Annotated in this window: 12 protein-coding genes; 9 read left to right on the forward strand and 3 right to left on the reverse strand. The window is 53.9% G+C overall.

The annotated features are described in order from the left end of the window. Positions 1–29: 29 nt before the first annotated feature. From lacZ to AC6RNO_RS22985, 8 genes are all read left to right on the forward strand, one after another. Complete coding sequence (lacZ, locus tag AC6RNO_RS22950; RefSeq protein WP_497106883.1) at positions 30–3068, forward strand: beta-galactosidase, LacZ type; 3039 nt, start codon at positions 30–32, stop codon at positions 3066–3068. Between the two features lie 294 nt (positions 3069–3362). After that, positions 3363–3803: an SRPBCC domain-containing protein gene (locus AC6RNO_RS22955; protein ID WP_497106884.1), complete on the forward strand. Its 441-nt coding sequence runs from the start codon at positions 3363–3365 to the stop codon at positions 3801–3803. Positions 3804–4625: 822 nt separating this feature from the next. After that, a complete protein-coding gene (locus AC6RNO_RS22960; protein ID WP_488435676.1) occupies positions 4626–4925 on the forward strand; it encodes an ArsR/SmtB family transcription factor in 300 nt (99 codons plus the stop codon). 89 nt (positions 4926–5014) lie between these two features. After that, positions 5015–5839, forward strand: coding sequence for an SDR family NAD(P)-dependent oxidoreductase (locus tag AC6RNO_RS22965; RefSeq protein WP_497106885.1), 825 nt, complete (start codon positions 5015–5017; stop codon positions 5837–5839). 710 nt (positions 5840–6549) lie between these two features. Beyond that, positions 6550–6729, forward strand: a complete 180-nt coding sequence (locus AC6RNO_RS22970) for a hypothetical protein (protein WP_497106886.1) — start codon at positions 6550–6552, stop codon at positions 6727–6729. 29 nt (positions 6730–6758) lie between these two features. After that, a complete protein-coding gene (locus AC6RNO_RS22975) occupies positions 6759–9890 on the forward strand; it encodes an ATP-binding protein (protein WP_497106887.1) in 3132 nt (1043 codons plus the stop codon). A 43-nt stretch (positions 9891–9933) separates the two neighbouring features. Further along, positions 9934–11073: a response regulator gene (locus AC6RNO_RS22980; RefSeq protein WP_497106888.1), complete on the forward strand. Its 1140-nt coding sequence runs from the start codon at positions 9934–9936 to the stop codon at positions 11071–11073. Positions 11074–11243: 170 nt separating this feature from the next. Further along, complete coding sequence (locus AC6RNO_RS22985) at positions 11244–15596, forward strand: InlB B-repeat-containing protein (protein ID WP_497106889.1); 4353 nt, start codon at positions 11244–11246, stop codon at positions 15594–15596. 131 nt (positions 15597–15727) lie between these two features. Here AC6RNO_RS22985 and AC6RNO_RS22990 read toward each other — a convergent pair whose 3' ends face one another. The 3 genes from AC6RNO_RS22990 to AC6RNO_RS23000 form a co-directional block, all read right to left on the reverse strand. After that, the gene (locus tag AC6RNO_RS22990; protein WP_474682927.1) at positions 15728–16552 is read right to left on the reverse strand and encodes a carbohydrate ABC transporter permease; all 825 of its coding nucleotides are present in this window, start codon (positions 16550–16552) and stop codon (positions 15728–15730) included. A 12-nt stretch (positions 16553–16564) separates the two neighbouring features. Then, entirely contained in the window at positions 16565–17455 is an 891-nt protein-coding gene (locus AC6RNO_RS22995; RefSeq protein ID WP_474682928.1) for a carbohydrate ABC transporter permease, read from the reverse strand. An 88-nt stretch (positions 17456–17543) separates the two neighbouring features. Further along, positions 17544–18908 (reverse strand): extracellular solute-binding protein, encoded by a 1365-nt coding sequence (locus tag AC6RNO_RS23000; protein WP_497106890.1) that lies wholly within the window; start codon positions 18906–18908, stop codon positions 17544–17546. Positions 18909–19106: 198 nt separating this feature from the next. Here AC6RNO_RS23000 and AC6RNO_RS23005 point away from each other — a divergent pair, with 198 nt between their 5' ends. Beyond that, positions 19107–20927 carry a histidine kinase gene (locus AC6RNO_RS23005; protein ID WP_497106891.1) on the forward strand — a complete coding sequence of 607 codons (1821 nt, stop codon included), beginning with the start codon at positions 19107–19109 and terminating at the stop codon, positions 20925–20927. The last annotated feature ends 2 nt before the right edge of the window (positions 20928–20929 follow it).

Raw genomic sequence — 20929 nt, forward strand, 5'->3', positions numbered from 1 at the left:
TGAAAATCATCCAATGGGGGAATACGGAAATGAAATTGACCAAGCCAAGCCTGAGCTGGCTCACCGATGTGAGCGTATTCGCGGTGAACCGCCTGCCGGCGCATTCCGATCATCGTTACTACGAAACGCTGGAGGAGGCGGAAGCGTATGCGCCGATGGCGCTGCGGCACGATCTGAACGGCAGCTGGAAGTTCAGCTATTCCGTGAAGCCTGCCGACCGCCCCGAGCGGTTTTACGAGCTTGATTACGATTGCGGGAGCTGGGGCAGCATTGATGTGCCCGGACATATCCAACTGCAGGGCCACGGCAAGCCGCAATATGTAAATACGATGTACCCGTGGGACGGGCACAACGATATCCGCCCGCCGGCGATCCCGGAGGATCATAATCCGGTCGGCAGCTATGTCACCTGTTTTACGGTGCCTGCCAATATGAAAGGAAGGCCTGTCTGCATCTCGTTCCAGGGCGTGGAGTCGGCCTTTTTCGTATGGTTGAACGGCGAATTTGTCGGCTACAGCGAAGATAGCTTTACGCCGGCGGAATTTGACTTGACGCCGTTTCTCCGGGATGGCGAAAACAAACTGGCGGTTGAAGTGTACCAAAGAAGCACCGGCAGTTGGCTGGAAGATCAGGATTTTTGGCGCTTTTCGGGCATTTTCCGCGACGTGTATTTGTATGCCTTGCCGGACATTCACGTATCGGACCTGTTTGTCCATGCCGATCTGGATGCCGCTTATGCGAACGGAAGTCTTCGCGTAGATTTGAAGCTGTCGGGCGCGCAGCAAGCTAGCTTTGCGCTTGAATTGAAGGATGCGCAGGGGCGTTCCGTGGCGGCGGCCAAGTCGGATGTGCGTTCGGCCGATGCCGTATCGCTGTCTGCGGACGCAGGGAAGGTTGTTCCGTGGAGCGCGGAGAACCCGTACTTGTACGATCTGTACATAAGCGCCTACGATCAGGCCGGCAAGCTTGTCGAGGCGGTAGTGCAAAAGGTCGGCTTCCGCAAATTCGAAATGATCGAAAAAATTATGCATCTGAACGGCAAACGCATCGTTTTCAAAGGCGTGAACCGTCACGAGTTCAACCCGCGCAGAGGACGGGCGATTACGAAGGAAGACATGCTGTGGGATATCGCCACGCTTAAGCGCAACAATTTGAACGCCGTCCGGACGTCGCATTATCTGAACCAGTCGCTATGGTACGAACTGTGCGACATATATGGCATCTATGTCATTGACGAGATGAACATGGAATCGCACGGCTCATGGCAAAAAATGGGTGCGGTCGAACCGTCATGGAACGTACCGGGAAATAAGCCGGAATGGCAGGATATCTCGATGGACCGGGCGGTTTCGATGGTCGAGCGCGACAAAAACCATCCTTCCATTTTGATCTGGTCGGTCGGGAACGAGTCGTATGCAGGGGAAGTGCTGCTGAACGTATCGAACTATTTCCGCGAGACGGACCCTAGCCGGCTTGTTCATTATGAAGGGGTTTTTCATAACCGTGAGTATAACGATACAAGCGATATGGAAAGCCGGATGTACGCGAAGCCTGCGGATATCGAGGCGTATTTGAACGATAGCCCGCAAAAGCCTTACATCAGCTGCGAGTATATGCACGCTATGGGTAATTCGCTGGGAGGCATGCATAAATATACGGAGCTGGAGCGGAAATACGCCATGTATCAAGGCGGTTTTATCTGGGATTATATCGATCAGGTCATCGTCAAAAAAGACCGCTACGGCAAAGAGTTTCTCGCGTTCGGCGGCGACTTTGGCGACCGTGCGACCGATTACAATTTTTGCACGAACGGCATCGTCTATGCGGACCGCAAAGAATCGCCGAAAATGCAGGAAGTGAAGTTCCTGTATCAGAACATCAAGCTTGCGCCGGACCGCGAAGGCGTGAAAGTGACGAACGAGAATTTATTTGAAGGCACGGATGCGTATGAACTGGCCGTTGCGCTTTATCATGAAGGCAAGGAAATATTCCGCGGCAGCAGCAGCGTCCATGTGCCCGCGCAGAGCGAAGGGTACGTGCCGTTCGAACTGCCGTCCGCGGACGAGCCCGGGGAGTATGCCATTCATGCGTCGCTCCATTTGAAGGAGAGTACGCTATGGGCTGAGGCGGGATACGAGACTTCGTTCGGACAGCACGTATTTCGGGTTGAAAGCCAAGCGGCGCCTGCCCGTCCAGAAGGTTCGATCCGCGTTGTGGAAGGCGATGTGAACATAGGCGTGCACGGCCGCAATTTCAGCATCATGTTCTCGAAGCAGGCGGGGAGCCTGATCTCGCTCAACTACGCGGGCCGGGAAATGATCAGCATCCCTCCGGCGCCGCTGTTTTGGCGGGCGACGACCGATAATGACAAAGGCTTCTCGCTCGGCTACGATTCCGGCGTCTGGTTCGCCGCCAGCCTGACGCGCAAATGCGTCGGGGTCGAACTGACGGAACTGGAGCACGAGGGCAGCGTCACAGTAACGTTCCGCTACAAGTTCAGCATCAACGCGGACATTCAGGCAACTGTCGCCTATACGGTGTACGCCGACGGCAGCCTGAACGTCAAATCGCGCTACGAAGGGGCGGCGGGCCTGCCGAAGCTGCCGATTTTCGCGCTGTCGTTCAAAGTTCCCGCCGACTACTCCGGTTTGGACTGGTACGCGATGGGGCCGGAAGAGAACTACATCGACCGCGCCTTCGGCGCCAGACTCGGCGTATTCCGCAATAACGCGGCAGACAACGTGTCAGGTTACGTCGTGCCGCAGGAATCGGGCAACCGGACAGGCGTCCGCCGTGTATCGATCACCAACGCCGACGGCCACGGACTGCGGATTACTTCGCCGGCCGAGCAGCCGGTGGAGTGCAATATTTCGCCGTATACCGCTTTCGAGCTGGAAAATGCGTACCATCATTACGAGCTGCCGAACGTGCACTATACCGTCGTCACGGTGGCGGGCAGACAGATGGGCGTTGGCGGCGACGACAGCTGGGGCGCGCCGGTGCACGAGGAGTACCTGATCCAAGCCGATCAGGATTTGGAATTTGAATTCAATATTCATCCGCTGTAAGTGAATGGACTAGAAAGCTGGGATAGCGCCGCGTCGGCCTGTTCCGGCTTTTTTGGTGCGTTTAAGCGGCGGCACTGGACAAGCCGCTTTGGGGATGGCTGAACCCCGCGTGGTTGACCACCGTCATGCGATGTCGCACCGCGCGCTGGGGGCTGCGTGTGGTTGCTGAAGCATACGATCGTGCTTGCGGGGAGACTTCGCCCGGTTGGGAAAATGAGTCCTTTCGGTATATCGGTCGCCGTATTACTATAAACTAAAAGGGTTCATATTGCTGCGAAAGGAATTGAGAATGGCATGACGAAGCCAATTGCTATGCCTGATCTTTCATCGAGACCGTTCGGACTGACGACGGAACGCCTGATGGAGGCAGCGCCCGACGCGCTGTTTCGGGCGTGGACGGAGCAGATCGACCGCTGGTTTGCGGCGCCCGGATCGGTGCTGATGAAGGGCGAGGTCAACGCCGTCTTCTTTTTCGAGACCCATTATGACGGGAACCGGCATCCGCATTACGGACGGTTCCTCAGACTGGAACGCGATCGGCTCGTCGAGTTGACGTGGCTGACTTCGGGGACCAAAGGAGCCGAGACGGTAGTCACGGTCGAGCTTGAGCCTCACGGAAGCGGGACAAGGCTTCGCCTCACACATGCCGGATTTCCCGATGAAGCAGCGAAAAACGCGCATGAAGAGGCTTGGCCGCATGTGCTTGCTCAGCTGGATCAGCGGATGACCGACTAGCGCCGAACGGTGCGGGGGCGTGGTCGAACGGTGTAGTTCGACCGCGCTTGGCCGGCCCGGCGTGTGGTGGCGGACACTCGCCATGGCCCGGTGCGTGGTGGTGCAAACCCGCCATACCCTGCGCGAGGAGGCGCATACTCGCCATGGCCTTGCGGGTGATGACGTACACCCGCTATGGTCCGGCGGCAGCCCGCAATTATTCTGCAGGTGATAAATTCCTGCAAAAATACATCTTTTTCACTGCTCGAACGTCCCAGACTACACTATTCCTGCAAAAATGCAGTTTTTTGAGCGACAAACCCGCATTCCAGCTGAGACTATGACTAAAGCCTGCACATTTGCAGGCTTTTCACTCAGATGAGGGATTCCAGCCTCAAATTCCTGTACTTTTGCAGGTTTTCCCGGCGAAGGGGGGGGCGAACCAGGCAAACCTGGGGCGAACCGGGGTCAAGCCGTGGCAGGGGTTGAGGTCGAGCCGAGTCCGAGCCGGGGTTGGGCCGAGTTCAAGCTGAGGTCGACCCGGGGGGCCGGAACCAAGACCGATTCGGGATCGAGCTAAGGCGGGAGTCGGGCCCGGACTGGCGGCGAGCTTGGGCCAAACCAAGGCCCGTGCTCTCTTCCGGCAGAGGACCGACGGGCCAGGAGCGAAGCGGCTGTACCGGAGGCTGTCGATATACCGCGTCTGATCGGCTTGCGAATGTGTCGGGTTCCATCCGGGACCGGGAAGCATCCGCTTTTTTTGTCAATTGTGCTTGACAATGGCCGGCTGCTTTGTTTTAATATGTTCAAACAGATAAACATTAAAGGGGAGAACAACGGCACATGGGGCAAAAAGCGATGGAAACGTTCCGTTCCTGCATCCCTTTATTTCAGGCTATGATGGACCCGGCCAGGCAGGATATTATTTTGCTGCTTGCCGAACGCGAGCAGTTGACTGTGAATGAAATCGCCGAGAGCTCGGCGCTGTCCCGCCCTGCGATTTCGCATCATTTGAAGGTGCTGCGCGACAACGGCTTCGTTTTCGCAAAACAATCCGGCACACAGAGGTACTATTCCCTGACATTGGACAACACTTTGGACAAGTTGAAGGAACTGATTCACGCCATTGAAACGGAGTGCTGATAATTGCTGCTGCCTTGCGGTGGGAGCGAATTTTTTTGGATAATATGTTTATATGATTAAACGAATCGAAATTTGGGGAGGAATAGGTCATGAGCAAAACCGTGTTCATCACCGGGGCTTCGTCCGGTATCGGGAGATCGATTGCCCAGCTGTTTTTGCGGCAAGGCTGGAATGTGGCGGCGACGATGAGAAGGCCGGAAGAGGAACGGCAATTGACCGGCGGGAATTTGAAGCTTTTTAAGCTGGATGTGACGGATACGGACAGCATACAGGATGCCGTACGCGAGGCGGTCGCTCATTTCGGCAAAATCGACGTTGTTGTCAACAACGCGGGCTATGGCTCGGTCGGGATTTTCGAAGCTTTTACATCCGAGCAAATCCGCCGCCAATTTGAAACGAACGTATTCGGGCTGATGAACGTGACTGCGGCCATCCTGCCCCATTTTCGGAGCAATCGCAGTGGCATCATCATCAATATCGCCTCTATCGGAGGGAAAGTCACCTTTCCGCTGTACAGTCTCTATCACAGTTCCAAATGGGCGGTGGAGGGGTTCTCGGAGTCGCTTCATTTTGAGCTGCGGACGCTGGGCATTCGGGTGAAAATCGTTGAACCCGGCGTTATCAAGACGGATTTTTACTCCCGCTCCCAGGACATGGCTGGCGCCGAAAAATTGACGGATTACCGGGATTACCTCCAGACGGTATTACACAATACGCAAAGCTTCGGAGCAAAAGGCGAATCGCCGGACGTAGTAGCGAGTACGATATACAAAGCGGCAACCGACGGCTCCGGACGTCTGCGCTATCCTGTAGGCGACCCGGCGCCCTGGCTGCTGCCGCTGCGCAAAATTTTGCCCGAAAGCTGGTTCTTCGCGCTGGTGCGGCGCAACCTAGAGAAGGGCCTGAACACGTAAAAAAAAAGCAGAGTGCGGCGATTTTGCGGCATTCTGCTTTTTTTGTAGGAATGGGCTTGGTTAGCCTGCAAAACCTGCAATAGTGCAGGAATTTCCCGTGGAAGTGGTCCGTTGTAAGGAAAAACCTGCGATTGTGCAGGAATTTCCGGCCCAATGGGCCTGAGCCCGGTGTAGGAGCGAGAAAGCCTGCACATTTGCAGGAATAATGCCGGAGTAAGCGCCAGAAGGAGCAAAAACCTGCACTTTTGCGGGCTTGTTGATTAACCAAATTCTGGTGGTTGGTAGACTATATACCGGGATAAATAAATCGTCCACTCTACGGCTAGAGTCTGCAAGGCAAATAACCGATCAAAATCGGCAAACGTCAGTTTCACACTCGGATGAGCCAAATCGCCATCTGTCTGTTTTACGCCAGGGTTTATGTTATTTGGACTTTCGATCGGCGCGCTTGTTGGATTTCTCGGCAGCGGCAGGCGGGAGATGTTCGTCCCCGGGCTGTTGGATTGATATGCTAAATCCTGATTAGGAGCAGGGATGTTATCAGGCCTCGTTTTTTGTGAGTATTTTGGGATTACGTTCTTATAGAATGTTGTACAAGGCGACTTTGCAGTTGCCGACTCTTTTCAAAACAGTGAGGATATTAGGAGTATGCTATGGTATGATTCAGCATATAAGCACCACGGAACAATGTTGCAAGGAGATGTCTTGGAATGGAATCTTCCTCTATTGATTTATCGCTTCTTTATTTGCATGGCACGCGCTCTTCGCGGATTAATCTGACGGTAAACGCTATGCATGCTGCAAACGGCGAGCCGGGTGCCCCGCAGTTCCGGGTCTTGATTGCTCCTCCGCGCGACATTCCGGCGTATCTGGCTGAGGGAACATGCTGAAAGCCGAAGACGGGATTGGGAGGGCGGCGATGAGAAGCTTGAGTTTACGGCAGGGAATACGTTTCGGCTATCGGGCGGCGGGGCTTGCGCTCATTCCGCTGATCTCGTTCGTTCTTCTGATCGCGCTGTACCAATATACCGTTCCTGACCGGACGGCACCGGAAGCACGGCAGGGCGTTCTCGATCTGAGCCGGTGGGATTTCGGACAGAAAAGCTTTATTGCGCTCAACGGAGAGTGGAACTTTTACCCGAATGAACTCTTTACGCCGGATGATTTCCGTAATGGGCAAACAACAAACGCGTCTTCCTATTCCGCCCAAATTCCGAATGCATGGTACAGCAGCATTCCTGTCGAGAAAGCAAGCCAGACGGCATACGGAACCTATCGGTTAACCGTGAAGCTGCCCGAGACTGGCGGCCAGTACGGGTTCCGGGTGTCAAACGTTCACTCGTCGCACCGCCTTTACGTGAACGGCCTATTGCTTGGCAATGGAGGCAACCCGACCGCTGCTGCCAACCATGATTACAAGGCTGAAAACAAACCTTACAGCACGTTCGCCTGGGTACAAGGGCCGGAGATGGAAATCATCCTGCAGGTGGCCAATTTCACCCTGTCAAATGGCGGCGGCTTCGAGGATTTATACTTCGGTTCGCAGGCCGATATTTTACGGTTAGGCCAAATTTTGTTTGCATTCGAATTTTTCGGCCTGTTCATCCTGCTTCTGTTTGGCGGGTATCACCTCAGCATTTACGTCATGCGCCTGAAAGACAAGGCGTACCTTTACAGCGGGCTGTATTTTCTAACTTTGATGGTGCTCGTCGTGCTGGATGGCGACAAATTTGTGCTGCAGCTCGTGCCGGGCATTTCAAATGAATTTTATCACAAAATGTATAATCTTGGCGGATTTTCGAACATTGCCGTACTCGGCATCTTCCTCCATCATCTGGACGGCAAGCTGCTGACACGCAGGCATCTTGCCTTGCTGCTTTCGCCGATCGCTCTTTATTTGGGAACCGTCCTTGTTCTGCCTTACGAGGCATACTCCAAGGTTGGCAATTTGCCTTGGGATTACGTTACGCTGGTGGTTGCTTTCTACTTGTACCGGGCCATCAGACTTGGCTTGAAGAAGGACGGACAACTGAAGCACAAGGAATCCTTTTTGGTGGTCGGTATGCTGATCTCCGTCACCATGATCCTGCTTGTCGGAGTCCTCTACTCGCTCGATCTGGTTCAGACGGACATGGGACGACGGATGGCTTTTCTTGCCGTCATTATGTTCATGAATACGCTGCTCGCGCTGCGTCTGACCTCTGCAACAGAGCAGAACGAGAAGTTGACGGGGCAGTTGCTTGCTCGCGACAAGCTGAAGGACGAATTTTTGGCGAATACGTCGCATGAGTTGAAAACGCCGCTTCACGGCATCCAGAACATCGCTTCCTATTTACTCGACGGCAAAGCCGGCACGTTATCCGATAGGCAGCGGACGGAGCTTTTGCTCATTCACGATACGTCGACCAAGCTGTCAGCGCTCGTGAACGACCTGGTCGATGTTGTCCGGTTGAAGCATGGCGATCTGCTGCTGGAGCAGACAGCGGTGGATATTCGCGTCGCCGCCGAGACGGCGTTCCAAGTGCTGGAATTTGAGCTTACCGGCAAGGATGTGCGTTGGGGGAACCGTATTCCGCCCGGCACAATAGCCGCTGCGGATGAGAATCGGGTAAGGCAGGTGCTGTATAACCTGATTCACAATGCCATGAAACATACGAAAAAAGGGCGTATCGAAATCAGCGCCGCATGGGCGGAAGACCGGGTGGTCGTGTCGGTTGAGGATACGGGGGTAGGCATACCGCCGGAAAGCCATGAAGCGATTTTCGGCTACTTCGAGCAGGCGGATCAGGTTTTGCCGAACGACGGCTATACGGGGATGGGACTCGGTCTATATATCAGCCGGCAGCTGATTGAGCGAATGGGCGGCCGTATTTTTGTTGAGCGGTCCGAACCGGGGCAAGGTACACGAATGACCTTTACCCTGCCGGTTGCTCAAGGCGTCAATGATCAACCGGCCGCGCCATCGTTGTTATCATCGGTATCCGGAAGCAGGATGGCCTCCATGCTCCAGATGCAACTGGATGTCGTCGATCCGATGCGGGAGAATACGATACTGGTTGTCGACGACGAAGCGTCCAACGTGAGAATTTTACTCAACTTGCTGAGCGACGAGTATAACGTTTTGACGGCTTTTTCCGCCAAGGAGGCGCTTCAAAAGCTGGAGGCCTACCCGCGCGTCGATCTGATGATTGTGGATGTCATGATGCCGGAAGTCTCGGGTATCGACTTATGCCAAGCCGTACGGGAAACGCGCTCCGTGCTCGAACTGCCTGTCCTTTTCGCCACGGTGAGGGATTCCTTGTACGATATCGAGCTTTGCTTCAGGGCCGGAGGGAACGATTTTATCGCCAAGCCGTTCGATGCGAAGACGTTAGCCGCGCGGGTTCGGACGTTATTGTCGATGAAAACCTCGATGGATCAAGCCATGCGCAACGAGATCGCTTTTCTTCAAGCGCAGATCAAGCCGCATTTTCTGTACAATGCGATTACCAGCATCGTTTCTTTCTGTTACACGGATGGAAAGAAAGCGGCTTACCTTCTCTCCATGCTGAGCCGCTATTTGCGAACGGTGTTTCAGCGAGATCTTCACGCGCCGTATGTGCCGCTAAACGTAGAACTGGAACTTATTCGGGCTTATGTAGAGATTGAGAAGGCGCGGTTTGGCGATCGCCTATCCTTCAAACTGCAGCAGGATGCCGGATTGGAATCGGCCGTTATCCCTTCTTTCACAATCCAGCCATTCGTTGAGAATGCGATTCGGCATGGCATTTTTGAAAAGGATGGCGCCGGAACCGTGACGTTATCGATTACGGACGGAAACGGGCATATCCGGTTCGAAATTATCGACGACGGCGTAGGCATGGCAGATGATGTGCTGTATCAGTTGAATGCAGGCGAACGTCCGGATGGTTCCGGCATTGGAATGACCAATGTTCGCAAACGGCTGATGTCCTTGCCGGGTGCGAGCGTATCCATTGATTCAGCCTTGAAAAAAGGAACAAGGGTCGTCGTTTATTTGCCGAAACGAGAGGCGGCGAATGCGGCCGGCTAGCATATGTCGTGTTGCAAATTGTTGCCGTAGGGGGGGAGTACACTTGCTTCGTGTCATGATTGTGGAAGATGAGCAACCGATTTTGGATCTAATGGAGAGACTTGTCGGGGAGCATCCATTGCTGCAAGTCGCCGGAGCGTTCACCAGTCCGATTGCCGCGCTGGATGGCCATGCGGAGCTGAAACCCGACGCCGTATTTCTTGATGTCGAGATGCCGAAAATGGGCGGCATACAGCTCGCAGAGAAGCTGAAAGCGCAAAATGAGGAGCTTCAGGTCGTATTCACAACGGCGTATCCGGATTATGCGGTAGATGCTTTCCGCGTCCATGCGGTCGATTATTTGCTGAAGCCAATCACTTCGGAGGATCTGGAGCAGGTAGCGGCAAGATTGCTGAAGCTTCACGTCATGCGTTCGGCGCTTCGCCCCGTTATCGCTGCGGATCAGGAACTGATCACGCGCTGCTTCGGCACATTTGAAACGAGGGGCTCGGACGGAAGCTTGATCAACTGGCCGACCCGCAAGACAGAAGAACTGTTTGCTTATTTGCTGGCGTATCCGAGCCGGCTTGTAGGTCAATGGCAGCTGGCCGACCTGCTCTGGCCGGATTTGGATGAAGATCGTGCGCTCCATAATGTGCACAATTCGGTTTACCGGTTGAAAAAAGCGCTGAAGGATGCCGGCGTGAGCTTGGATTTATTGTACAGCAATGACGGATACCGTCTGCAGCTACCTCCCTATTTCTCGGATTTGGAGCGTTTCCGGGACTTCATGAACCGTACGGCGGAGATCGATGAGCGGAACGCGGCGGAAGCCGCCAAGCTGCTGCGGTCTCATGCCGGTTCCTTGTTCGGCGGCAAGGATTATAGCTGGAGCGCGGGTCTGGCTGCCCAGATGGCGGCGCAGCAAGCAGGTCTTGCCCGCATGTTGACCGCCTATTATCGGCGAATCGGGGAGCGTTCGGCGGCGAAGGAGACGCTGCGCGCCTATTTGCACCATGCCCCGCTGGATGAGGAAATGACCGGCGAGCTTCTTCGCCAATATGCCGAAGACGGGGAAGTTGGTTCTTTTCACACGCAATACGAGCAGTATGTCAGAAGGCTGGAAGCGGAACTTAACGTAGCGCCTGCGGAGGAGCTCCGTAAGTTAGCGGCAGCCTTTATATATAAAGCGACGGATGCGTAGCAGATGATTTATCGCATAGTGGCGCAGCAGGATAAACAGAGAGCGACTCTCTGTTTTTTTGTGTTTGATTCTACGGCTCGTATTTTGGGAGCGGTTTGGGAGGACGGTTTGATATGCTGTCGTTGTCTATCAATTTTTGACGAAAAATGCGAGGAGGACGATAGGGCGGTATGAAACGATCTACAGGAACAAACAAAATATGGAAAAATGGGCGATCTTGGCTCGGGGGTGCATTTGCGGCACTCGCGCTTGGGGGAATCAATCGCTGGTTGTCCCGCTCGGGAAAGGGACTTCTGGCGCTGCTGTGCGCCATTATGGTTATCCCCTCTTTGGGTCAAGCGGCGACCGCTTCGGCACCGTCTTACGTCGTCATGTATGATGGCAATGGCAGTACGGGAGGCAATGTGCCGACTGACAGCGCTGCGTATCAACAGGGAGATAGCGTTACCGTATTGGGTAATACAGGTGATCTGACAAAACAAGGCTATGCCTTCACGAGCTGGAATACGCAAGCGGACGGCAGCGGAACAAGCTATGCCGCTGGCGCATCCATCGTAATGGGTGCGGCGAATGCGACGCTGTATGCGCAGTGGCAGGCGGAATTTGCCGGAGGGGACGGCTCGATCGGCTCCCCTTACGAAATTCAAACGGCCGAACAACTGAATCGGGTAAGGAACTATTTGGGCGCTTCTTTTAAGCTGGTAGCGGACATTGACTTAACCGGATATCTGGCAAGCGGAGGGGCTGGATATAACGGCGGCGCAGGCTGGGTGCCGATTGGAACGGTTAATACAATGTTTACCGGGACATTTGATGGGAACGGGAAGGCGATTACGGGTTTTTTCATGAATCGGCCTGCCGAAGATAATCAAGGGTTGTTTGGATATACGTCATCGAGCGCTGTCCTTCAAAATATCGGTTTGAACGGAGTGAACGTAACCGGGAACAATGGCGTCGGCGCTCTTGTCGGCAGCAATGCGGGTTCTATTGCGAATGCCTATGTTTCCGGAACGGTAACAGGCAATTTTTCAGTCGGCGGGCTGGCGGGGTACAACTACGGTTCTATCTCGGCCTCCTATGCGACAAGCGCGTTAACAGGCAACGGTCAAAATGTCGGCGGGCTTGTAGGTGAAAATTCTTCGTCCATTGCAGACTCCTATTCCGAAGGAGCGGTAACGGGCAGCAATGATATTGGCGGGCTGGCAGGCAAAAATAACGGGACTATTCAGCGTTCCCGTGCTACGGGAGCAGTAACAAGCAGCCAATACGGCGCCGGCGGGCTGGTAGGTTACAACAACGGCGGTACGGTTTCGAACTCCTTTGCCACAGGGGCAGTAAAAAGTTTAGGCATCGGCGATAATGTCGGCGGGCTGATTAGCGTGAATACCGCCGGAGGTAAAATCATTCACTCCTATGCCACGGGCAAAGTAGAGGGGAGAGATCATCTAGGCGGGCTTGTCGGGTTTAACGGCGGTTCAATTACGACATCCTTTGCTTCAGGCGATGTGCAGGGAGGCAATGAAGCCGGAGGGTTAGCAGGTTGGAATAGCGTTTCGGGCGGCATTCAATTTTCTTATGCGACAGGTGCAGCAACGGGTAAGGACCATGTCGGCGGACTTGTAGGGATCAACGAGAGTTACATAGGTGATTCCTACGCGACGGGAGCGGTAACAGGGAACGACTACGTCGGCGGTTTAGTGGGATACAATAAGTCCTCCTCAATCGAGATCACCTATGCGACAGGCGCAGTTGCTGCAAACACAACAAATGTCGGCGGACTTGTAGGTGTAAATGATTCCACCGTTAACTATTCCTACTACGATAAGGAAACAACAGGTCAATCGGATGTCAATAGAGGGGAAGGCAAATTATCAAGTGAAATGAGTCAGCAAAATACCTATGTCGGATGGAATTTCTCTTCGACATGGAGTATCGGCGGAGGAAAAAACAACGGGTATCCGTATTTGTCCAGTGTTGTGCCATTCTTTACTGTGGTCTATGACCGCAATGGGAGTTCTTCCGGCACAGTTCCTGCGAGTCATATGTATACTTCAGGAACGACAGTCACGGTGGCAGGCAACAGCGGTAATCTGTCAAAAGCTGGCTCCACATTCGCGGGCTGGAACACGCAGGCGGACGGCAGCGGAACGAGCTACGCGGCGGGAGCAACGTTCCCGATAGGTGCGGCGAATGTGACGCTGTATGCGAAATGGACAGCGAATCCGACTTACACCGTGACGTATAACGGCAACGGGAGTGCGGGCGGTACTGTGCCGATCGACAGCAATGCATATGAGCAAGGCTCGACGGTGACGGTACTCGGCAACACGGGCAATCTGGCAAAAGCTGGCTCCACATTTGCGGGCTGGAATACGCAGGCGGACGGCAGCGGAACGAGCTACGCGGCGGGAGCAACGTTCCCGATGGGTGCGGCGAATGTGACGCTGTATGCGAAGTGGACATCGAACCCGACTTATACCGTGACGTATAACGGCAACGGGAGTGCGGGCGGCACTGTACCAAGCGACAGCAATGCGTATGAGCAAGGAGCGCAGGTAACGGTGCAGGGTAACAGCGGTAATCTGGCAAAATCCGGCTCCACATTTGCGGGCTGGAACACGCAAGCGGACGGCAGCGGAACGAGCTACGCGGCGGGAGCAACGTTCCCGATGGGTGCGGCGAATGTGACGCTGTATGCGAAGTGGACGGCGAACCCGACTTACACCGTGACGTATAACGGCAACGGGAGTGCGGGCGGCACTGTACCAAGCGACAGCAATGCGTATGAGCAAGGAGCGCAGGTAACGGTGCAGGGTAACAGCGGCAATCTGACAAAGGCTGGCTCCACGTTCGCGGGCTGGAATACACAGGCGGACGGCAGCGGAACGAGCTATGCGGCGGGAGCAACGTTCCCGATAGGCGCGGCGGATGTGACGCTGTATGCGAAGTGGACGGCGAACCCGACGCTGACCTACACCGTGACGTATAACGGCAACGGCGCTACATCCGGCAGCGTGCCGGTCGACAGCAATGCGTATGAGCAGGGGGTCACGGTGTCGGTATACGGCAACAGCGGCAATCTGTCAAAGGCGGGCTCCACCTTCGCGGGCTGGAACACGCAGGCGGACGGCAGCGGAACGAGCTACGCGGCGGGCGCAACGTTCCCGATGGGTACGGCGAATGTGACGCTGTATGCAAAATGGACAGCGAACCCGACGCTGACCTACACCGTAACGTATAACGGCAACGGCGCTGCATCCGGCAGCGTACCGGTTGACAGCAATGCGTATGAGCAGGGGGTCACGGTGTCGGTATACGGCAACAGCGGCAATCTGTCAAAGGCGGGCTCCACATTCGCGGGCTGGAACACGCAGGCAGACGGCACCGGAACGAGCTACGCGGCGGGAGCAACATTCCCGATGGGCGCGGCGGATGTGACGCTGTATGCGAAGTGGACGGTCAACAATACGGGCGGTTCATCCGGAGGCAGCTCTTCTGGAGGCGGTTCATCCAGCGGTTCGTCATCAACGTCCACGAGTGATACAGTTATTTCGACAAACGGCAAATTAACGCTTCAAGTAGGCAAAAAAGGTGAACTTAGCTTAGGCGATGAGGTCAAGATCGTTATTCCTGCCGATGCTTTCAATAAAGAACTGCAAATAACGATCGACAAAGTGACGGACACGCAAAACCTGATTACGAGCAAAGACGTTCTGGCCAGCCCGGTATTCGAAATTTTGAAGAACGTTCCGGAGAGCTTCAACAAGCCGATTACACTGTCTTTTACCTTCGATCCGAAAAGTTTGAAAGATCACCAAAAGCCTTCTGTATTTTCTTATGACGAATCGAAGCGGGTTTGGGGTGATATCGGCGGCGAGGTAAACGGCAATACAATCACCGTAAACGTCAACCACTTTGCAAAATTTGCGGTATTCGCAACAGGCCAAGGGACAGACCCGGATGGAGACACGAAGCAGCCGGTCAGCTTCAAAGATATTTCGGGACACTGGGCGGAGGCAAATATCAAGCAATCCGTCAGCATGGGCTTCGTCAGCGGCTATCCGGACGGCACTTTCAATCCGAACGGACCGGTCACCCGCGCCGAGTTTACCGTGATGCTTGCGGGTACCTTGAAATTGGAAGGATCCGGCGAGGCGCCTGTATTCACGGACAACGGCCAGATTGGCTCATGGGCGAAGCAAGCGGTCGCCCGGGCAGTGAAGGCGGGCATTGTCAGCGGGTACGAGGACGGCAGCTTCCGGCCAAATGAGCGGATCACCCGCGCGGAGATGGCGGTCATGATTGCCAGAGTGCTGAAGTTCTCCCTTGACGAGAATGCAACAACCGGCTTTGCGGACGACAGAGAGATTCCGAAGTGGGCGAAAGCCACGGTGGAGCTGATTCGCAAACAGGGCATCGTTAGCGGCCGCAGCGGCAACAAGTTCGTTCCGAACGATACGGCGACGAGGGCGGAAGCGGTAGTGATGGTGCTCAGAATGTTGGAAGTTCGAGATCAACAATAATAAAATTAGGGGCCAACCTGACAAGATCTTCTCAGTCAGGTTGGCCCTTTTTCATCTATAGGCAACGTTTCTATTAAACTGGGCTCCGGAACCGGCCGGGCGGATAGCCGGGAGTCACGGACTCAGCTGAATCAGCCTTTTACCGCGCCGGCTGTAACGCCTTTTGTAATTTGCTCGTTGAACAGCGCGTAGATAATGATCGCGGGTATCGAGGTCAGCACCATGACGGCGAATTGCGAGCCGTAGTCGGACGAGTATTGGCCGGCGAAGTTCATGACGGAGAACGGCAGCGTTTTGAGCGAGTCTTTGCTCAGGAAGGTCGATGCCATAATAAATTCGTTCCAGCACGTCAGGAACGTCGTTACCGCCAAGGTGACCAGCGCGGGCATCGTCAGCGGCATGATGATCTGGAACACGATGCGGTAAATGCTGCATCCGTCCATGACGGCCGATTCCTCGATGGCTCCGGGGATGCTGCGCAAAAACCCGGATAAGATGAAGGTTCCGAGCGGAACCGAGACGGCCGTGTAAGGAAGAATTAAGCCCAGATACGAATCCGTCAGGCCCAGGCTTTTGAAAATGGCGAAATTGGGCAGCAGTGTTGCGTGAATAGGAATCATGATGCCGAGCAAAATGACGCTAAAAAAGAACGAGCGCATTTTCCATTTCATCCGGGTGAACGCATAGGCCAAAGACAAGGACAGGAACACGGTCAAAAGGATGGTGACGGCGGATACGAACACGCTGTTAAACAAATATTTCGGAAATTTGCCGTCGACCCAGGCGTTTACGTAGTTTTGCCACTGCGGGTCGCTGGGCCATTTTAAAATGCTGGAAGAGAAAAAGTCGTTGCTGCTGTTGAACGAAAAGTCGACAAGCCATATTAACGGAAACAATTGGCCGAAGGCTACGACGACGAACAGAATCCAAAGAGTTGTTCTGTATTTTTTCTTCATCACTATCACCGCCTAGTATTCTGCCGCATCGCTGCGTATCAATTTGTTGCTGATAAACGTGGCGATCAGACATACGAGAATAAAGAGAATGGATATCGCATTGGCGTATCCGTATTGGCTTGCCGCGAACGCTTTGTTGTACAGGTAGACGGCCAAAAATTGGGTCGAATCCCCCGGCCCGCCGTTCGTCGTAAGAAACACGGTTTCCATTTGCTTCAAAGCCGTAACGATCGCGAGCGTCACTTGAACGGCGATAACCGGCGACAGCAGCGGGAGCGTAATTTTCCAGTGAAGCTTCAGCCCGGACGCTCCGTCCAGATGCGCGGCTTCGTACAGCTCCTCGGGAATTCCTTTGATGCCTGCGTAATAGAACAGCAGCGCCCAGCCGAATCCCGACCAAATGAGCACGAACAGCAGCGCGCCCAGCGCCGTATGCGTGTCGCCCAGCCAAGCGTGCTTGAGTGCGCCGAGCCCGGTTATGTCCAAAATTTTATTGAGAATGCCGAAATCGGGGTCCAAAATGGACAGCCACATTCTGGAGATGACGACGACCGAAATGACGCAGGGAATGAAGAAAATCGTTCTGAACACTTTCTCGGCTCTGCCGCCAATCCGATCCAGCATAATCGCAAAAAATATGCTGATAGGGTGCTGCAGGAAAATACAGCCGAGCCCCAGAAGCAGCGCATTGAGCAGCGATTTCCAAAACCGCGGGTCGTTAAAAAGCAGGTCTTTATAGTTTTGCAGCCCGACCATGTGAATCGTCGTTCCGGGCGCCAGCGTATCGGTGAGCGAATAAAACGCGCTCAAAACGATCGGCGCAAGAAAAGTAAGTGAAAACAATAAAATGCCGGGAAATACGAACACAAAAATCGCCAGCTTATTGCCAAGCACTTTTTGCACGGCCTCTTCAACTCCTTCCGCTATATAAGGAAAGGACAGGAGACTCCGCCTGTCCTTAACTTGTTCTCTCTATATAACTGTAGATCCGTTATTTCTTTTGTTTGGAGGCTGCCGTCTGCAAATCGCCGACCAATTGCTCCGGTGTGGAAGATCCGGCGAAAAACTTGCCGAATGCGTTTTGCACGTCATCCTTGAAAGCAGGGGTGCCGTAGTCGATGAACGATACGCCGGCCGTCGAGGTGGCGTTCACCAGGATGTCGGTCAGTTTCTTTTGCACGTCGCTTTCCTTGCCTGTAAGCGTATATTTTTGCGCCGGCACGGCTGCTCCGGTGTCCCAGGCGTTTTTCGGCCATTGGTTAGCGCTCATGAGATAGTCGAAAAATTTCTTGGCTTCGTCCGGATGCTTGGAGGAAGTCGTCAGTGCATAGCCGCCGCCGTTCCAGGCCAGCAGGTCGGTCTCTTTGCCTTTGCCGCCGTCAACGACAGGGAATTTGATGACGTCCAGGTTGTTGCGGAACGATTGGGACAATTTCTCGTTGGTCGCCATGCCTGCTTCCCAGGAGCCCATGTACCACATAGCGGCTTTCTCTTGCGTGAACAGGTTTTGCGATGCGCCGTAATCGGCTGTCATGAAGGAATCCTGGAACATTTTCACATCGCTCAGCTGTTTCATCAATTTGGCTGCCTGAATGAGGCTGTCTTCTTTGTCAAATGCTTTCTTTCCGTCGACGGCGTCAAGAATGATGTTTTGGTCGCCGCTGACGCGCTGTGCGATGTTTTGATACAGTTCCCCGAAGCTCCACAGGTCTTTGCCGTTGATGGACATCGGCGTAATGCCTTTTGCGCGGAAAGCTTTGGCTGCGTCGAGCAGTTCGGCGTACGTTGTCGGCACTTTCACGCCGTTGTCGGCGAACAGTTTTTTGTTGTAGTAAATGACTTCGTAGTCGCTGTTGCGCGGCAATCCGTAAATTTTACCGTCAAACGTGAACGATTTGAAAACCCCGGTAAGGAAGTTGTATTTGTCGCCCTCGTACTGCTTGGGATCGAGCTCTTTCACGAATTTGGCCTGGACGAGCGTGCTTAATTCGGCTCCGCCGTGCACCATCGTAAGGTCGATCGGCTCGTTGGAAGCCATGTACGCTTTCAGTTTATTTTTGAAAGGCTCTTCGGCGAGCGCTTCGACTTCGATTTTCACATTCGGATTTTCTTTCATGTAGCTGTCGATCGCCATTTGTTCGGCGAGTCCTTGCCCGGATTTGCGATCAGGCAGGTTGGAGAAGAAACGAAGCGTTACGGCTTGCCCGCTTTTATTGTCGCTTGCCGTTGCGTTCGGAGAAGCTGTGCCTTGCGTGCCGCCGGATTGCGTGTTCGCTCCGCATGCGGTCAATGTGCCGATCGCGGCGATTGCTGCCGTCAGAACGGTTGTCTGAACGAATTTGCCCTTTTTAATCATGTCAGTGCCCCCTAATCCTAATTGGAAATGATCGATCTTTAATGGAATCATAACAAAGCGCCAATGCTCAGGTCAGTAGAAAAAAAGCGTCAAAGGTTTAAAATCGTCGAATGTTTTACCTCCGCTCATTGTTAAAACCGTCCTGCGGGGATACAATACTTACGAATAAAAAGCCTTATTAATCAAGAAGCAAGGCAGATGATGACGATGGGGAAACTGTATTTGAATTTGAGCATCAAGTACAAAATTTTCATTCTTTTTTACTCGCTGGTTGTAGTTATTACTCTAACGCTTGGTTATTATTCATATCAGACTTCGAGCAGGCAGATCGTAAACAAGGTGAGCGCCACGAACCTGGGAATTGTTAAGGAAGTGGACAACAGCATCACGGGGCTGCAAAAAAATATTGCCGACTGGGTCACCGTGTTCAGCCTCGCGTCGGTCGTGCAAGCCGGGCTGCAGAGCAATGTCAGCGAATCCAAAGAGCTGGAAAGCATGCTCTATTCGGGTCCGACGGCGTCGATTATGAATCAGATGCTCGTCACCAGAAATTTTGACTACCTGGCGCTGTACGGGAACAGCCCGCCGCCCTTGTATCAGGAGGCGAGCGACGACAGCAGCGGCCCCACCAGCTTGCCGACGATACAAAAGAGCGATATTTACACGAAAACGGCGGAGCTCAACGGAGCATCCTACTGGTTTCCGCTGCGGGACGAGAAGAACGTTTTTATCCAAAATAACAGGAACGCGAAAATCGGCATGAGCCGGATTATCCGCAGCGTGGCGGACGGCAGGGCGATCGGCTTCATTTTCGTCGGAGTTAACGAAGATACGATTCGCAACAAATATTTGAAAAATTTGTACGATCAGGATCACGGCATTCTGATCCTTGATGAGCACGGCTCGCCGTTATTAACAGCCGGCAAACCGTTTTACAATACGGACGGCACCCTGCTCCCGCTCGCGAGCATTCCCAAAACGACCGAGCCCGGCTCGATGATTGAGAAAGTGAACGGAGAGGAGCTGCTCGTCTCTTACAGCGGAACGAACGAGAACGGCTGGCGGACGCTCTATGCGGTGCCGCTCGCCCTGCTGACCAAAGAGCTGAGCTCGATCAAGGTGTTCGTCGCCGTCCTGATTTTGCTCTGCCTGCTGCTGAGCATTCCTTTCATGATGCTGCTGACGTCGTTCCTGACCGCGCCGCTCCGCCAACTGCTGCTTTCGATGAAACGGTTCCAGAGCGGCCGCTTCGACGAGCGGATCGACATCAAGTACAGGGACGAGATCGGCGAGTTAAGCCGCGGCTACAACAGCATGGTCGCCAATATTAAAACGCTGGTGGACGACGTGTACGTGCTCCAGATTAAAGAAAAGGAAGCGGAGCTCAAGGCGCTTCAATCGCAGATCAATCCGCACTTTTTGTACAACATGCTGGATACGATTTTTTGGGAGGCCGAGGCTGCGGGTCAAAGCCGGATCAGCGATATGATCATCAATTTATCCCGGCTGTTCCGCTTAAGCCTGAACCGGGGCAAGAGCTTTACGAGCGTCAGGAAAGAAAAAGAACTGATCGGGCTGTATTTGTCTTTGCAAAAAATGCGGTTTAAAGATTTGCTGCATTATGAGGTCGATATTCCGGAAGAGCTTGACCGGTATGTCATTTTGAAGCTGATTTTGCAGCCGTTTATCGAGAACGCTCTTGTTCACGGGATCGAGCGGAAGCGGGGCGGTGGCATTTTGCGCGTCTCGGGCGTTTTGGAAGGCGATGCGCTGCGTTTTGTCATCGAAGACAACGGGCCGGGCATGGATGAGGATACGATTCGGAGCCTATTGGAGCCCAGGCAGGCAAGCGATGTGTATACCGGCCAGGAAACGGGCGGCTACGCGATCCAGAATGTGAACGAACGGCTCAGGCATTATTACAAAGACGGCTATCGTTTGAACTATAACAGCGAACCCGGGCAAGGGACGAGGGTGGAAATCGCGATCCCTGCCGTAATCGACGTTCAGGAGGAGTAAAG

It is taken from the genome of Paenibacillus sp. sgz302190 (assembly GCF_059820445.1).

Bases quoted from the DNA above. Each gene is read 5' to 3' on its own strand.
- lacZ (WP_497106883.1), top strand. From the start codon at position 30: ATGAAATTGACCAAGCCAAGCCTGAGCTGGCTCACCGATGTGAGCGTA.
- AC6RNO_RS22955 (WP_497106884.1), top strand. From the start codon at position 3,363: ATGACGAAGCCAATTGCTATGCCTGATCTTTCATCGAGACCGTTCGGA.
- AC6RNO_RS22960 (WP_488435676.1), top strand. From the start codon at position 4,626: ATGGGGCAAAAAGCGATGGAAACGTTCCGTTCCTGCATCCCTTTATTT.
- AC6RNO_RS22965 (WP_497106885.1), top strand. From the start codon at position 5,015: ATGAGCAAAACCGTGTTCATCACCGGGGCTTCGTCCGGTATCGGGAGA.
- AC6RNO_RS22970 (WP_497106886.1), top strand. From the start codon at position 6,550: ATGGAATCTTCCTCTATTGATTTATCGCTTCTTTATTTGCATGGCACG.
- AC6RNO_RS22975 (WP_497106887.1), top strand. From the start codon at position 6,759: ATGAGAAGCTTGAGTTTACGGCAGGGAATACGTTTCGGCTATCGGGCG.
- AC6RNO_RS22985 (WP_497106889.1), top strand. From the start codon at position 11,244: ATGAAACGATCTACAGGAACAAACAAAATATGGAAAAATGGGCGATCT.
- AC6RNO_RS22990 (WP_474682927.1), bottom strand. From the start codon at position 16,552: ATGAAGAAAAAATACAGAACAACTCTTTGGATTCTGTTCGTCGTCGTA.
- AC6RNO_RS23000 (WP_497106890.1), bottom strand. From the start codon at position 18,908: ATGATTAAAAAGGGCAAATTCGTTCAGACAACCGTTCTGACGGCAGCA.
- AC6RNO_RS23005 (WP_497106891.1), top strand. From the start codon at position 19,107: ATGATGACGATGGGGAAACTGTATTTGAATTTGAGCATCAAGTACAAA.